Source organism: Micromonospora sp. C28ISP2-4 (genome assembly GCF_030519385.1).
GTDB classification, from domain to species: domain Bacteria; phylum Actinomycetota; class Actinomycetes; order Mycobacteriales; family Micromonosporaceae; genus Micromonospora; species Micromonospora tulbaghiae.
Map to the genome: position 1 here is coordinate 454,460 of NZ_JAUMKG010000005.1, position 14,034 is coordinate 468,493.

The window sequence follows — 14,034 nt, forward strand, 5'->3', positions numbered from 1 at the left end:
CGCTCATGCGCGGCCGAGCAGCGCCAGCATGTCGGGCAGCTCGAAGAACCGCGCGGTCTCGACCGCTGACGGGCCGCCGTGGTCCGGGTCGGCGCCGGCGTCGAGCAGCGCGCGGACCGCTGCCTCCTGGCGCCGGAACACGGCCGCGGCGAGCGCGGTCTGTCCCCTGTCGTTCACCCGGGCCGGGTCGGCGCCCCGGGCCAGCAGCGCGGCCACCGTGTCCGGGTGGGCGTGGTACGCGGCGAGGATCAGCAGCGTGTCGCCCTTGGCGTTGGTGAGGTTGACCGGCAGCCCGGCGTCCACGTTGGCCGCCAGTTCCTCGGTGGCGCCGGCCCGGGCCAGGTCGAACATCCGGTGGGCGAAGGCGATGGTCTCGTCGTCGAGTTCGTCGGGCATCCGCCCAGGCTATGGCGTCGCGGCCGGAAGCGCCTGGTAGCTTGCGCAGCCGGGCACGGGAGGCGCACGCATGGACGATCGGGTGTACGTGGGCAACGCGGCGGTGGACGGCGCGACCGACGCGGGCTGGCTGCTGGGTCACTTCAAGCCGGCCGGGGACGTGCGGCACAGCACCGACGTGGAGGTGAAGTGGGGCGTGCACCCGGCGGGGGAGACCCGGTCCCGGTGGGCCACCGGCGAGCGGCGGACCGCCCTGCTGGTGCTGATCAGCGGCGCGTTCCGGATCGAGTTGCCGGACCGGACGGTGGTGCTGCGGGCGCCCGGTGACTACGTGGTGTGGGGCCGGGGAGTGGACCACTCCTGGTACGCCGAGCGGGAGTCCACGGTGCTCACGGTCCGCTGGCCGTCGGTGCCGGGTTACAAGGTGGATCCACCGGTGCGGCGCTGAGTGCACGCCTCGTCCCAGCATTCGGTATTACCTACTAAACCGATAGGCTTTACCGTCTAAGCTGTGGGGGCACATCCGCTCCGCACCGTGAGGACGTCCCGCCGATGACCAGCACCGTTCCCGCCGACCTGCTCGCCGTCGCCGCCCGCTGGGCCGACCCGGACGGCTGGCCGGTGCCGCTGCGCTTCGAGGAGTCCGAGCGGTGGTACGCGCGGCTGGACGCCGACGACGAGCACGAGGTGTGGGCGCTGAGCTGGCTGCCCGGGCAGGGCACCGACCTGCACGACCACGGCGGCTCGGCCGGCGCGTTCCTGGTCGTGGCCGGCGTGCTCACCGAGGAGACGGTGAGCGGCGGACGGCTGCGCCCGCACCGGCTCGCCGCCGGCGCCGGTCGGCGCTTCGGCGTACGGCACGTGCACCAGGTCACCAATCGCGCCGACGAGCCCGCCGTCAGCGTGCACGTGTACCGGCCGGCGCTGACCCGGATGACCCGCTACCACCTCGTCGCCGGCCGGCTCCGGGTCGCCGAGGTGGCCCGAGCCGGTGTGGCCTGGTGAGCCGCCCCCGCAACCCCGACGAACGGAAGGACGCCACGATGGCGCAGCAGACCCCCGCCACCGCAACCGAGCGCTGTCCGGTCCCACCACCCGGCTCGCGGGGCATCGACGAGATCCTCGCCGCCGCCCGGGCCCGCCTGCGCCGCCTCGACCCGGAACAGGCCCACCTGGCGTGCCGGGGCGGCGCGCTGCTGGTGGACATCCGCCCGGCCGCCCAGCGCGCCGCGCAGGGCACCGTGCCCGGCTCGCTCGTGGTCGAGCGCAACGTGCTGGAGTGGCGGTTCGACCCGCGCTGCGCGGCGAGGCTGCCGCAGGCGACCGGCTACGACGTCCCGGTGATCGTGCTCTGCCAGGAGGGCTACACCTCGTCGCTGGCCGCCGCCGCGCTCCAGGACATCGGCCTGCACCGGGCCACCGACGTCGTCGGCGGCTTCGCCGCCTGGCAGATCGCCGGCCTGCCCACCCTCGGTCCCACCCCGCCGACCCGACCCTCGTCCGCCGCGCCCCCGGTCACCGCCGGCGGGGCGCTCCGCTGACCGTCCCGCCGCATCCGGCGGGGCGGGGCGACCGCCCGCACAGGAGGCTCCCATGTCCGTCGTCGCCCTCACCACCCGTCCGGCCCGATCGGGCCGCCCCGACCGGGCCGTGCCGCCCCGGCCGCGTACCGCACCGACGCTCACCGTCACGCTCGACCTGGGTGCCGGGCCGCTGACACCGGGCCTCGCGCGCCTGGTCGACCTGCTCGACGAACTCGCCGCATCCGGGGAGGCACTGGCCGCGCCCGGCGACGGGCCGGCCGGACCGGACGACCGCCCGGCCGCCCGTACCGTGCTCGACCTGCGCCGTGGCGACGCGCCCGCCGCCGCGGCGCCCGCCCCCGGCGGCGTGCGCATCCTCACCGGCACCCGGCGCGTCCGCCGCGGCCGCGCCGAGATCCCGCTGACCCGCATCGAGTACGACCTGCTGCTGTTCCTCGCCGAACACCCGCGCCGGGTGTTCACCCGTCTGCAACTTCTCGCGAACGTCTGGGGTTACGAACACGCGGTGGCGCGCACCGTCGACGTGCACGTCCGCCGGCTGCGAGCCAAGTTCGGACCGGACACGCCGCTGGTGACCACCGTGTACGGCGTGGGCTACCGCCTCGCCGACGACGCCGAGATCGTCGTGGACCGCGACGCCTGACCCCGCCCGGCCGGTACGCGGCGCACCCGGACCGGGGGTGCGCCGCGTTCACGTCCGCCGCTGATCCGCCATCGTGAACCCCGGGGGAGACCCCCGTACCAGCGGCGAATCGGTGCTCTGCTGTAATCAACGGGCCTCGCACGCAGAGCGAGCGCACGGCTGCGATGTGTTCGTCAAATGTCACATTCATGCAACGCGGCCGCCCCTTGACCCTCGCAGAGACGCCGGGAAGCATCGATGAAGCGGCGTCCCGGGCCGTGGGGAGATACCCGGACCAGCCCAAGGAGGACCATGTCGGTCAGCCCCGCCTCGTCGCGCGCCGGATGGCATACGTCCCAACCCGCGGTCCCCGGTCGTCCCCCCGGCGGCCAGCGTCGTCCCGCCAACACCGCAGCCGCGCCCATGCTCACCGTCACCCTGAACATCCCCCTGGCCTGCGAGGAGTCGCTCACCCCGGCCGCCCGCCGGCTGCTCGACGCCGCCCGCGAGATGCTCGAACGCGGCGACGCGGTGGTCAGCGCGGGCACGGTCCCGGCCGAACGCCGGCCCGACGCCGTCCCGGCCGGCCGCGCTCCGGCGCGCCCGCTCGCCCCGACCATCCCGACCCTGCACATCCTGGCGTCGTCCCGGTCGGTGCTGCGCGACGGCGAGCCGCTGCCGCTGACCCGCCTGGAGTTCGACCTGCTGCTGCACCTGGTCGCCCACCCGCGCCGGGTGTTCACCCGGCTGCAACTGCTCAACGCGGTCTGGGGGTACGAGCACGCCGGCGTCCGCACCGTCGACGTGCACGTACGCCGGCTGCGCGGCAAGGTCGGTGTGGACGTCCCGCTCGTGACCACCGTCTACGGCGTCGGCTACCGGCTCGCCGACGACGCCCGGGTCACCATCGACCGCACCGGCTGACCGCCCCGGCACACCACCTGACGACCGCCGCCGGACGGAGCCCCGACCGCCCGGAGCGATCATGTGGTGGCCCGCCCGCCCGCGCGGCAGGATGGTCCGATGCGCGTGCGCCCGATCAGTCCCGACCTGCTCGTCACCGAGCTGGCCGGGCGTCTCGCCCGCACCGGGACGCCCGGCCGGCTCCGGGTCGCCGTGGACGGCCCGCCCGCCGCCGGGCCGGACGCGCTCGCCGAAGCGCTCGTCGACCCGCTGCGCGCCGCCGGCCGGCCGGTGCTGCACGTCCGCGCCGACGACTTCCTCCGCCCCGCCTCGGTACGCCTGGAGCACGGCCGCACCAACCCCGACGCGTACTACGAGGGCTGGCTCGACGAACCCGGACTGCGCCGCGAGGTGCTCGACCCGGCCGGCCCGGACGGCTCGGGCCGGCTGCTGCCGTCGCTGTGGGACGCCGGCGCCGACCGGGCCAGCCGCGCCGCGTACGTGGATCTGCCACCCGGCGGGGTGGTGCTGGTCAGCGGCGCGCTGCTGCTCGGCGGCGCGCTGCCGTTCGACGTCACCGTCCACCTCGTGCTCTCCCCGGCGGCGCTCGCGCGGCGCACCGATGCCGCGCTGCGCTGGACCCTGCCCGCGTTCGCCCGCTACGCCGAGGAGGTCGCCCCCGCGTCCTTCGCCGACGTGGTGGTCCGGGCCGACGACCCACGCCGTCCGGCACTCGTCGAGGCCGCCTGACCAGCGGTTGCGGACTCCCTGGAAACACTCAGGAAACAGCCGGTTTGGCCCGCCGTGGGCGGGGGTAATCGCCCGGCTCACAGAGCACGGGTGATCTCGTCGCCCGCGCTTCCACAGTCGGACCGGGTCCGGGGCGCTGGCCGCCCCGGTCCGGTATGAGGACGTAGGAAAGGCAGGCAGCGATGCTCGTCCACGCCACGACAGCCACCGGCCGCTCCCAGGCGGAGGTCGACCAGATCCGGCAGTCCCTGCGGTCGCGGTACGACGAGCTGACCGCCGAGTACGAGCAGGCCGTGGCGCAGAGCCAGGTGCTGCGGCTGGTGGAGGTCGGCGACACCGCCGGCGACGACCAGGCCGACAGCGGCACCAAGACCGCCGAGCGGGACACCGCGCAGTCGCTGCTGCGCACCATCCTGGACCGGCGGGCCCAGTTCGAGCACGCGCTGACCCGCCTGGACGAGGGCACCTACGGCTTCTGCGAGGGCTGCACCGCGCCCATCCCGGTGGAGCGGCTGGAGATCTTCCCGTCCGCCACCTCCTGTGTGGCCTGCAAGCAGACCCGGGAGCGGCGGGCGGCCTGAACGCCGTTCCGGTTGCCGGTCGGTCCCCGACGCGGTGGACTGCCCCCATGGGTGAGATCAAGGTGGGCACCGCCTCGTGGACCGACCGGACCCTGCTCGACTCCGGGTGGTATCCGGCGAGCGCCGACACGCCGGAGAAACGGCTGTCCTACTACGCCCGGCAGTTTCCGCTGGTCGAGGTGGACGCCACCTACTACTCGCCGCCGGCCGAGCGGACCGCCCGGCTGTGGGCCGAACGCACCCCGCCCGGGTTCACGTTCAACGTCAAGGCGTTCAGCCTGCTGACCGGCCACCCCACCCGCGTCTCCGCGCTCTACAAGGACCTGCGCCCCGAGACCGACAAGCGCAACGTCTACCCGGACGACCTGCCCGCGCAGGCGTACGAGGAGGTGTGGACCCGGTTCCTGTCCGCCCTCGACCCGCTCGTCGAGGCCGGCAAGCTGGGCGCGCTGCTGTTCCAGTTCCCGCCCTGGTTCACCATCAAGCGGGCCAACAAGCAGTACCTGCTGGAGGTGGCGCGGCGGTGCGCGCCGCTGCGCCCGGTCTTCGAGTTCCGGCACGCCTCCTGGTTCGACGGCGACAACGCCGAGGAGACGCTCGGTTTCCTGCGCGAACACGAGCTGCCGTTCGTCTGCGTGGACATGCCGCAGGGACACAAGTCGTCCATCCCCCCGGTGCTGGCGGCCACCGCGGACCTCGCGGTGGTCCGGTTCCACGGGCACAGCGACAAGTGGACCAGCAAGGACATCCACGAGAAGTTCGGCTACGACTACTCCAAGCGGGAGCTGCGCGACTGGGCGCCGAAACTGCGCGAGCTGGCCGGCCAGGCCGAGCAGACGCACGTGCTGATGAACAACTGCTACCAGGACTACGCGCAGCGCAACGCCACCACACTCGCCGGCCTGCTGGACGCCTGAACGTCTCACCCGCTACGGGTGAGGCCCGCTCACCCGCCCCCGCCGCAGCATGGACAGTGGGCGCCGGCTCGGGCGCCGCGACGAGGAGGTGGGTCATGACGGTACGGGTGGTGGCGGACCGGCGCCGCGGTGGCGTACTGCACGTGGTCGGCAGCTCCGAGGCGGCACGGCGGGGCGAACGGCCCGGCCGGTTCAGCCCGACCCGGCTGTGGCGGGGCCCCAGCGGTCCGCCGCGCCGCGCCGACGACCGACGCTGGGAGACCGAAGCACGGGGGTGAGCCCGATGGCCGAACAGCTGTTGTCCGCGTTCGAGTCCTCGCTGGACAAGACGAACGTGATCCTCAAGGAGATCGAGTCCGCGTACGGCTGGCCGAAGGAACGGCGGAACCAGTCCTACGCCGCGCTGCGTACCGTGCTGCACCTGCTGCGGGACCGGCTGCCGGTGCAGGAGAGCACCGAGTTCGCCCAGCAGTTGCCGGTGCTGGTGCGCGGGATCTACTTCGACGGCTGGCAGCCGGAGAACGTGCCGATCAAGCTCAACCGCGACGACTTCCTGTACGAGGTGCGCCAGGGCTTCCCGTACGACGTCGAAGGCGGCGCGCAGCGGGTGGTGCAGGTCGTGCTGGACACGCTGCGCCGGCACGTGACCCAGGGCGAGTGGGAGGACGTGAAGGCCACCATGCCGGGTGACCTGCGTCAGATGATTCCCTGATCCGGCACCGGACCGGCCCGTCCCGCCCCCTCGGCGGGGCGGGCCGCCGGCGTCCGGGACACCGGCAGCCCGGCCCGCCGGGCCAGCCCGGCGAACGCGACCGCGTCGACGATCGCCGCGCCGCCCGGGTCGTTGTTGAAGTAGACGTACGCGGGCTCGCCGTCGCCGAACGCCCCGGCCAGCCGGCGCACCCAGCCGGCCAGCGCGGCCCTTCCGTAGCGTGGCCACGGCCGGGCCCGGCCCTCGTGCAGCCGCAGGTAGCCGAAGTCGGTGGTGCGCCACAGCGGGGTGACCGGCCGGCTGAGCCGGTCGGCCCAGACCAGCGCCGCCCGGTGCCGCTCCAGCACCCGCCGGGTGTCGTCGGTCCACCACGAGGGATGCCGCGGCTCGACCGCCACCCGCACGTCGGAGGGGAACCGGCGCAGCACGTCGGCCAACGTGTCCGGGTCGGCGCGCAGCGTCGGCGGGAGCTGCACCAGCACCGGCCCCAGCCGGTCGCCCAGCCCGGATGCCCGGTCCAGGAACCGGGCCACCGGCTCGGCCGGGTCGCGCAGCCGCTTCACGTGGGTCAGGTAGCGGCTCATCTTCACCGCCACGCAGAAGTCGCCGGGCGTGCGCTCCCGCCACGCGGTGAACGTGTCCCGCTCGGGCAGCCGGTAGAACGCGTTGTTCACCTCGACCGTGGCGAACCGCGAGGCGAAGTGCTCCAGCCAGCGCCGCTGCGGCAGCCCGGCCGGATAGAACCGCTCCCGCCAGTCCCGGTACTGCCAGCCCGACGTGCCGACCAGGAACATCGCCGCCGCCCTACTGGAGGTTGATCTGGAAGACCTCGAACGTGGCGCCGAACCGCGCGCCGAGGCGGCTGCCGGCCGGCCGGGCCATGCCCTCCAGGAACTCCTCGGCGTCGAAGCCGCCGTCGCCGAGCCCGCTGAGGTACGCCCCGTGCGCCCGCAGCGACGCCACACCCCTGTCGAACGTGTCGGTCACGTCCACCCCGTGCCGGGCCACCGGCGACCCGGCCGCCCACACCTCGCGCACCCGCGACCACGGCTGGATGCCGTCGGTGAGCTGCTCCGGGAAGATCCACCGGTTGCCCGCGTCGCGGACCGCGTCCAGCGTGGCCCGGCCGCAGGCGATGTGGTCGGCCTGGTTCAGCGCGTACGCCCCGTCCCAGGTCTCCCGGAAGTTGTTCGTCAGCACCACGTCCGGCCGGTGCCGGCGCACCACGGCGGCGATCGCCCGGCGCAGCGGCACGCCGTACTCCAGCAGCCCGTCGGGCAGTCCGAGGAACTCGACAGCCGACACCCCGACCACGGCGGCGGAGGCGCGCTGCTCCTCCTCGCGCACCACCCGGGCGCGCTCCGGCGTCATCCCGTCGATGCCCGCCTCGCCGCTGGTGAGCAGGCAGTAGACGATTTCCTTGCCCTGCCCGGTCCAGCGGGCCACCGCGGCGGCGGCGCCGAACTCCAGGTCGTCGGGGTGGGCCACCACTGCGAGCGCCCGCTGCCAGTCCTCGGTCAGCGGGGTGAGCGGCTCCGGCTGCGTCACGTGCGTCTCCTCGCGTCGTCCTCCCGCCATCCTGGCATCCACCCGTCCCGGCCGCTTGCCGCGCGAACCGTCCGTACGGCGGCGTCCGGGCGTCTACGGTGTGGTTAGAGAAGATCGGGCGTGGGGTACCACCCGCTGCACACGGACCCCGGCACCACGCGGGGCGGCACACCGAGGGAGCACCCATGGCATTGAACGACGACGACATTCAGAGCAGCGGCGGCAGCGGCCTGGAGGGCCCGGCCGACGGCGGTGCCACCCCGGGTCAGCACGACGGTGGCGCGGACGGCAGCGCGGAGGGTCCGGCCGACGGCGGTGCGACCCCGGGTCAGCACGACGGTGGCGCGGACGGCGGCGCCGAGGGCCCCGCTGACGGCGGCGCGACCCCGGGTCAGCACGACGGTGGCGCGGACGGCAGCGCGGAGGGTCCGGCCGACGGCGGCGCGACCCCCGGCCAGCGCGACGGCGGCGCCGACGGCAGCGCCTGACACATGAGCACCACGCACGTCGACCCGCCGGGTGGCCACGGCCGCCCGGCGGTTCCGCTCTCCGCGACCGAGGCGCTGGCCCGGTGCGTGGCGGTGGAGCCGGCCAAGTTCGCCGCCGACCACTGGGGGCGCAGCCCGCTGCTGTCCCGGGCGGCCGAACTGCCCAACCCGGACGGCTTCACCGACCTGCTCAGCCCCGCCGACGCCGACGAGCTGCTCAGCCGCCGCGGCCTGCGTACCCCGTTCCTGCGGGTCGCCAAGGACGGCCAGCTCGTGCCGGCGGCGCGGTTCACCGGCGGCGGTGGCGCCGGCGCCGAGATCGGCGACCAGGTCCTCGACGAGAAGGTGCTGGCGCTGTACGCCGACGGCGCGACGCTGGTGCTGCAGGGCCTGCACCGCACCTGGCCGGCGCTCGTCGACTTCGCCCGCGACCTGGGCACCGCGCTGACCCAGCCGTTGCAGGTGAACGCCTACCTGACCCCGGCCGGCAGCCAGGGCTTCGCCACCCACTACGACACCCACGACGTGTTCGTGCTCCAGGTGGACGGGCGCAAGCACTGGCGGATCCACCCGCCGGTGCTGGCCGACCCGCTGGAGCGCCAGCCCTGGGGCGGCCGGGCCGACGAGGTCTCCGCGACCGCCGACGGGCGCCCCGAACTGGACGTGGTGCTCGAACCGGGCGACGCGCTCTACCTGCCGCGCGGCTGGCTGCACAGCGCCCAGGCGCAGGAGTCCAGCTCGCTGCACCTGACAGTGGGCATCCGGGCGCTGACCCGGTACGCCGTGGTCGAGGAGCTGCTCGCCCTCGCCGCCGAGGACGCGCGGCTGCGCGCGAGCCTGCCGTTCGGGCTCGACCTGGCCGACCCGGACGCGATCGAGCCGGAGCTGACCGAGACCGTCGAGGCGCTGCGCGACTGGCTGCTGCGGGCCGATCCGGCGGCGGTGGCCGGCCGGCTGCGCGCCCGGGTCTGGCCGGCCGCCCGCCCGGCTCCGATCCGGCCGCTGGCCCAGGCGCAGGCGCTGGCCCGGCTCACAGCGGACAGCGAGGTCGCGGTGCGCGGCGGGCTGCGCTGGCAGCTCACCCCGGCCGCCGACGGACGGGTCACGCTGCGCGTGCCGGACCGCACGCTCACCCTGCCCGGCACCTGCGAGGCGGCGCTGCGCGCGCTGCTGAACGGCGAGGTGACGAGGGTCGGCGACCTGCCCGGCCTGGACGACGACGCCGACCGCCTGACCCTGACCCGCCGCCTGCTCAAGGAGGCGGTCCTGGTCCCCGCCTGACCTCGGGCGATCATGAGGTCGACCGGCGGCGCGACGGCGTGTCGCGCCGCCGACCTCATGGTCGCCGGGCGGTCAGCGGGTGTACGTCACCGTCAGCAGGAGCAGCGTCGTGACCAGGCCGGAGGCCGCTACCAGGATCATCGGGCGCGGGGTCAGCACCGCGTGGCGGCGGTCGGCCAGCAGCCGGGCCGGCGCCAGCCCGATCACCGGACCGAGCAGCGTCACCACCAGCGCCAGCACCGGCAGCCCCACCGCCAGGTCGCCGCCGGCACCGGCGGCCAGCGCCCGCGCACCCACCCCCAGCGCGTACGCCACCAGCGCCCCGCCGATCCCGCACGCGACCAGCAGCGGGTTCACCGAGCCGGGCAGCTCACCCGGCGCCCCGGTGCGTTCCAGCAGCTCCCGGACCGCCCGCAGCAGCGGCACCGGGTCACCGGCGGCGCCGCGTACCGGGCCGGGCGGGTCACCGAGCCGCCGGGCGCCCATGCCGAGCCGGGCCCGCAACTGCGTCCACAGATGAGTGACCTCGCCGTCGACGCGCTCCACCAGCCGCGACGCCTCGGCCACCTCCGCCTCGGCCTGCCGCACCTGCTCCTCCGCCTCGGCCACCGCCCGGCCGGCGGCGGCCACCTGCTGGGCGTACCAGGTGTGCGCCTCGGCCCGCTGGGCGGACACCCGCGCGGTCAGCTCGGCGAGCCGGCGGATCTGCGCGTTGTACGTCTCACTGGCAACCGGTTCGTTCATCGGGAGGGACCATAAGGGATGATCACCTGTCCGGTGCGGTGCACCGCCCGGTCGAAGTAGAGGCCGCGCCACGGCCGGGGATACCAGTCCGGCCCGCCGCTGCCCGGATACAGCGAGGAGCCCAGCTCACCGCCCTGCACGTCCAGCGCCACCCAGGCGCCGATCTGATCCGTGCGCGCGCCCGCGCCGCCCAGGTCCACGCGCATCCGGGCCACCCCGCGCCACCACGCCAGCACGTGCGTACGCCGTTCCGGCCCGTCGTGCAGGATCCGGCGCAACTGCTCCAGCCCGGTGCGCGTACCGGCCTTGCCGGCCAGCGCCGCGGCCGCCGCGTCCACCGCGTACAGCAGCAGGAAGTGCGGGGTACGCGCCGCACCCGGCGCGCCCAGCCCGTCACCTGCCTCGGCCATCAGCTCCGGCACCGTCTCCTCGTCGTACCAGGAGGCGTCGCCTTCCAGGTCCTCGTAGAGCGCGCGGGCGGCCGGGTCGGCGTCCGGGTCCAGGCAGGCGATGGAGAACCGGGCGGTGCCGGGCCGGTACTGCCGGGCCAGCGACCGGGCGGCGGCGTCGAGCACCGCGCACGCCTCGTCCACCCGGGTGCCCAGCACCGCGAGGTTGCGGCCCGGCGCGCGGGGCAGCCGCAGCGCCGCCGAACGGGCCTGCACGTCGATGATCTCGCCGAGCAGCGCCACCGGGCTGCGCGGCACGCCCTGCTCCGGCGCGGTCAGCGCCCGGAAGTCCGGTGCGTCGGCCAGCTTCGGGATCGCGTCGCCGTCGAACAGCCGGGCTGGCGCGGCGTCCTGCGGGCGCATCCGCCACAGCCGGTGCTGAAGCTCGCTCCACGTCTCCCAGTCGCTCGCCGACGGGATCCGGGCCACCTCGTTCCCCTCGGCCAGGCCCGACTCGGCGTTGATCACCGCGTGGTGGCGGGGCAGCGACTGCGCCGCGTCGTTGCGCTCGGCCAGGATGCGCAGCGCCTTCGGCAGCGCGATCCGCAGCGTGAACTGGGCGACGAGCGCCGGCCGGCCCCACAGCGCCTCGATGCCGCGCACGTCCTGCGAGGCGAGCACCAGGTGGATGCCCTGCGACCGGCCCCGCCGGGCCAGGTCCTCCAGCAGGTCGGCGGCCTCCCGCGCGACCACGTCCCGGCCGGCCAGCAGCGCCTGGAACTCGTCGACCACCGCCACGATGCGCGGCCAGTGCCCGTCCGGGTCCACCGCGCGCAGCTCGGCCAGCTTGGTGACCTCGTGCTTCTTCGCCGCGTCGGCGCGCCGGCGCAGCTCCTCGGCGAGGAAGCGCAGCAGCGCCAGGCCGAACTCCCGGTCGGTGTTGACGTTGATGCCGACCAGCCGCATGTGCGGCAGCCAGCTCGGGTCGCGCCGGCCCTGCGCGAACCGGGCGAAGGACACGCCCTCCTTGAAGTCCAGGAGATAGAACTCCAGCTCGGCGGGGGAGTAGCGGGCGGCCAGCGCGCCGATCCAGGCGAAGATCAGGTTCGTCTTGCCGGTGCCGGACGGGCCGCCGATCAACGCGTGCGGCGGGTAGTCGCCGAGCGTGAGAAGCACCTGCCGCCCGTGCGGGCCCTCGCCGACCGGCGCGCTGAGCCCGTGCGCCGAGTCCTCCCGCCAGTACTCGTCCGGCGGCGGGAGCAGGTCGGTGAACGGCGTCGGCGGCGGGCCGGCGGCCACCCGGGAGGCGACGGTGCGGCACGTCTCGGTGACCAGTGCGGGCGGCGGCGGCGCGTCGAGCACCACCGGCAGCCCGGCCACCCGGGCGTCGTCCCGCTCCACTGTGATCCGGGTGACGGTCGGGTCGTCCGGCAGCTCGATGCCGCGCACCACCAGGTGCACGCCGCAGGCGGCCCCGGTACGCACCACCCGGTCGAGCTGGCCGCGCTCGTGCCGGGACAGCTCGTCGCCGCCGAGCAGCACCGCCACCCGCCACGGCTCCGGGCGGCGTCCAGTCGCGGCGGCCAGCTCGCGCAGCGAGCCGTACTCACCGGCGAGCACAGTGGCGTTGATCCGGCGGATCTGCTCCACCAGGTCGTCCAGCAGGCGGCCCAGCCCGCCCGGCCCGACGAACGTGAGCAGCCCGGCCGTGCCGAGCGGCGCGAACCCGGCCAGCCCGCCGCCCAGGTGTTCCGGGTCGTACCCGTAGAGCCGCACCGCGCCCGGGTCGGCCCGCCCGACCGAGCGCAGCAGCAGCGCGGGCACCACGGCGGCCAGGCCGTCCCGGTCGCCGCCGGCCAGGTGCGCGTGCCCGGCGTCCAGCAGCGGGACCAGCGCCGGCACCGGCTCGGCGCCGTCGAGGCGTACCGTGCCGACGCGCAACGCGCCGGGCGGCTCGGACCGGCCGGCGGGCGTGGCCTGCCAGCGGTCCCAGGGCGCGGACGCCGCGCCGGGCGCCTCCCGCTGTGCCGCGGCGGCGGCCCGGCGGGCCAGCTCGGCGAGGCGGGCGGTGTGCCGGGCGTCGATCTCGGCCAGGCGCCGGTCGCGGGCGGCACCCACCCGGGCGGGCACGGCCGCGGCGGCCTTACGGGTACGGGCCAGCCGGTCCCGCCCGGCGGCCAGCTCGGCCTCGGCGGCGGTGAGCCGGGTACGGGTGGCGCCCAGGGCCTCGGAGAGCATCCCCCGGACCCGCGTCACTAGTTGTGCGCGGACGTCAGCCACGGGACGGCTCCCGATCGTCGGTGTCCTTGGGCAGGTCCCGGCCGAGCCGGTCGAGCAGCACGCCGGTGAGCACGCCGGCGGTGACCGCCGGATCGGCCGCGTGCGGCTGCTCCGCGTCGTCGGCGCGGCGTGGCGGGGGCATCCGGCACACCCGCGTCAGCAGCGTGTCCAGCACCGGCCGCGGCAGTCCCGGCAGCAGGTCGCGGACCCGGGAGTCCAGCGCGCCGCGCAGCCGGGGCAGGTCGTCCGCGCGGGGCGGGTGGCCGAGCAGCTCACCGGCCAGCTCGCGCAGCAGCGGCGGGGTGATCGCGGCCAGCCCCAGCCCCACGTCGGCGTGCGCCCGGCGCAACTCGCGGTGCAGCCGGTCCCGGTCACCGGAGCGGACCCCGGCGACCACCCGGCGCAGCAGCTCGCGGGAGTCCTCGACACGCTCGTCCGGCTCGTCCGGCGTGCCCTCCCGGCCGCCGGTCAGCTCCGCCACCCGCACCGCCCACCAGCGCCGTACCGCCGGTTGCTCGCCCGGCCCGGCGGCCGGGCCCGGTGCGGGCGGGTCCTCGCCGCGCGGCGTGTCGTGCCGGGGCGGCCGCTCGCCCGGCGGCGCCGGCCGCGCGCCGTCCGGCGCCAGCCCGATCGCGGCCAGGTACGCGGTGAGCTGCTCCTGCGCCACGCGCATCGCGTAGCCGGCGGTCTCCGCGTGCTCGGTCGCCGAGGACAGCTCCGGCACCCCCATCGGGTCGGACGACTCCTGGCGCACCCAGCGCAGCCGCTCCTGCGCCTGGCCGAGCTTCTCCAGCGCGGCGGCGAGCTGTGCCAGCGGCAGTTCCTCGGCGGCGGCGCGCACCTGCGCGCCGATGTCCTCGACGATGGACACGGCCGGCC

At 75.7% G+C, this 14,034-nt stretch carries 18 protein-coding genes; 12 read left to right on the forward strand and 6 right to left on the reverse strand.

Annotated features, from left to right (window positions below; all coding sequences use genetic code 11):
* Positions 1 to 3: 3 nt before the first annotated feature.
* A complete protein-coding gene (locus Q3W68_RS20955; RefSeq protein WP_013476997.1) occupies positions 4 to 396 on the reverse strand; it encodes an ankyrin repeat domain-containing protein in 393 nt (130 codons plus the stop codon).
* 70 nt (positions 397 to 466) lie between these two features.
* Between Q3W68_RS20955 and Q3W68_RS20960 the strand changes: the two genes are divergently transcribed.
* The 10 genes from Q3W68_RS20960 (at position 467) to Q3W68_RS21005 (ending at position 6,425) form a co-directional block, all read left to right on the forward strand.
* A complete protein-coding gene (locus Q3W68_RS20960) occupies positions 467 to 844 on the forward strand; it encodes a signal peptidase I (RefSeq protein ID WP_091427992.1) in 378 nt (125 codons plus the stop codon).
* A gap of 104 nt (positions 845 to 948) precedes the next feature.
* Positions 949 to 1,401, forward strand: coding sequence for a cysteine dioxygenase family protein (locus Q3W68_RS20965; protein ID WP_302907061.1), 453 nt, complete (start codon positions 949 to 951; stop codon positions 1,399 to 1,401).
* A 38-nt stretch (positions 1,402 to 1,439) separates the two neighbouring features.
* On the forward strand, positions 1,440 to 1,937 hold the full coding sequence (locus Q3W68_RS20970) for a rhodanese-like domain-containing protein (protein WP_302907062.1): 498 nt from the start codon (positions 1,440 to 1,442) through the stop codon (positions 1,935 to 1,937).
* Between the two features lie 52 nt (positions 1,938 to 1,989).
* Positions 1,990 to 2,583, forward strand: a complete 594-nt coding sequence (locus Q3W68_RS20975) for a winged helix-turn-helix domain-containing protein (RefSeq protein ID WP_302907063.1) — start codon at positions 1,990 to 1,992, stop codon at positions 2,581 to 2,583.
* 291 nt (positions 2,584 to 2,874) lie between these two features.
* Positions 2,875 to 3,486 carry a winged helix-turn-helix domain-containing protein gene (locus tag Q3W68_RS20980; RefSeq protein ID WP_123110435.1) on the forward strand — a complete coding sequence of 204 codons (612 nt, stop codon included), beginning with the start codon at positions 2,875 to 2,877 and terminating at the stop codon, positions 3,484 to 3,486.
* 99 nt (positions 3,487 to 3,585) lie between these two features.
* Positions 3,586 to 4,215 (forward strand): uridine kinase, encoded by a 630-nt coding sequence (locus tag Q3W68_RS20985; RefSeq protein ID WP_302907064.1) that lies wholly within the window; start codon positions 3,586 to 3,588, stop codon positions 4,213 to 4,215.
* Positions 4,216 to 4,397: 182 nt separating this feature from the next.
* A complete protein-coding gene (locus Q3W68_RS20990; RefSeq protein ID WP_302907065.1) occupies positions 4,398 to 4,796 on the forward strand; it encodes a TraR/DksA C4-type zinc finger protein in 399 nt (132 codons plus the stop codon).
* A 47-nt stretch (positions 4,797 to 4,843) separates the two neighbouring features.
* Positions 4,844 to 5,713, forward strand: coding sequence for a DUF72 domain-containing protein (locus Q3W68_RS20995; protein WP_302907066.1), 870 nt, complete (start codon positions 4,844 to 4,846; stop codon positions 5,711 to 5,713).
* Positions 5,714 to 5,808: 95 nt separating this feature from the next.
* Positions 5,809 to 5,991 carry a hypothetical protein gene (locus Q3W68_RS21000; protein ID WP_013476990.1) on the forward strand — a complete coding sequence of 61 codons (183 nt, stop codon included), beginning with the start codon at positions 5,809 to 5,811 and terminating at the stop codon, positions 5,989 to 5,991.
* A 5-nt stretch (positions 5,992 to 5,996) separates the two neighbouring features.
* Positions 5,997 to 6,425, forward strand: coding sequence for a DUF2267 domain-containing protein (locus Q3W68_RS21005; protein WP_091428002.1), 429 nt, complete (start codon positions 5,997 to 5,999; stop codon positions 6,423 to 6,425).
* Here the strand turns inward: Q3W68_RS21005 and Q3W68_RS21010 are convergent.
* On the reverse strand, positions 6,410 to 7,219 hold the full coding sequence (locus Q3W68_RS21010) for a DUF72 domain-containing protein (protein WP_302907067.1): 810 nt from the start codon (positions 7,217 to 7,219) through the stop codon (positions 6,410 to 6,412). The genes Q3W68_RS21005 and Q3W68_RS21010 overlap by 16 nt on opposite strands.
* 10 nt (positions 7,220 to 7,229) lie before the next feature.
* Complete coding sequence (locus Q3W68_RS21015; RefSeq protein WP_302907068.1) at positions 7,230 to 7,973, reverse strand: PIG-L deacetylase family protein; 744 nt, start codon at positions 7,971 to 7,973, stop codon at positions 7,230 to 7,232.
* Between the two features lie 185 nt (positions 7,974 to 8,158).
* Between Q3W68_RS21015 and Q3W68_RS21020 the strand changes: the two genes are divergently transcribed.
* The gene (locus tag Q3W68_RS21020) at positions 8,159 to 8,461 is read left to right on the forward strand and encodes a hypothetical protein (RefSeq protein WP_187691543.1); all 303 of its coding nucleotides are present in this window, start codon (positions 8,159 to 8,161) and stop codon (positions 8,459 to 8,461) included.
* Between the two features lie 3 nt (positions 8,462 to 8,464).
* Entirely contained in the window at positions 8,465 to 9,742 is a 1,278-nt protein-coding gene (locus Q3W68_RS21025; RefSeq protein ID WP_302907069.1) for a cupin domain-containing protein, read from the forward strand.
* Positions 9,743 to 9,814: 72 nt separating this feature from the next.
* On the opposite strand, the gene Q3W68_RS21030 is transcribed toward Q3W68_RS21025, so the two are convergent.
* Genes Q3W68_RS21030 through Q3W68_RS21040 form a run of 3 tightly spaced genes read right to left on the reverse strand, consistent with a single transcriptional unit; the run spans position 9,815 to position 14,026 of the window.
* Entirely contained in the window at positions 9,815 to 10,486 is a 672-nt protein-coding gene (locus tag Q3W68_RS21030; protein WP_302907070.1) for a hypothetical protein, read from the reverse strand.
* The gene (locus Q3W68_RS21035; RefSeq protein WP_302907071.1) at positions 10,483 to 13,155 is read right to left on the reverse strand and encodes an FtsK/SpoIIIE domain-containing protein; all 2,673 of its coding nucleotides are present in this window, start codon (positions 13,153 to 13,155) and stop codon (positions 10,483 to 10,485) included. The genes Q3W68_RS21030 and Q3W68_RS21035 overlap by 4 nt, the downstream gene beginning before the upstream one ends.
* Positions 13,148 to 14,026: a hypothetical protein gene (locus tag Q3W68_RS21040; protein ID WP_302907072.1), complete on the reverse strand. Its 879-nt coding sequence runs from the start codon at positions 14,024 to 14,026 to the stop codon at positions 13,148 to 13,150. The genes Q3W68_RS21035 and Q3W68_RS21040 overlap by 8 nt, the downstream gene beginning before the upstream one ends.
* Between the last annotated feature and the right edge of the window lie 8 nt (positions 14,027 to 14,034).